General features: G+C 52.0%; 1 pseudogene. It reads left to right on the top strand.

Annotation, left to right across the window (positions count from 1 at the left end):
* Window positions 1–172, top strand: a pseudogene (locus V5P19_RS24670) (peptide ABC transporter ATP-binding protein); the annotation flags it as partial.
* Window positions 173–229 lie beyond the last annotated feature (57 nt).

Raw genomic sequence — 229 nt, 5'->3', positions numbered from 1 at the left:
CCTCAATACGCTGCCCGGCGCTATCCCACTGCTGGAACAGTTACCGATTGGTTGTCGTCTGGGGCCACGTTGCCCGTATGCACAACGAGAATGCATTGTGACGCCACGTTTGACGGGGGCGAAAAATCATCTCTATGCCTGTCATTTCCCGCTGAACATGGAGAAAGAGTGAGATGATCGAAACGCTGCTTGAAGTGCGTAATTTAAGTAAAACGTTCCGCTACCGGAC

Origin of the sequence: Enterobacter sp. UNJFSC 003 (genome assembly GCF_036903355.1) — a bacterium.
GTDB lineage: Bacteria > Pseudomonadota > Gammaproteobacteria > Enterobacterales > Enterobacteriaceae > Enterobacter.
Note: the sequence above shows the minus strand (reverse complement) of the source record. Positions and strands in the feature narration are given on the sequence as shown.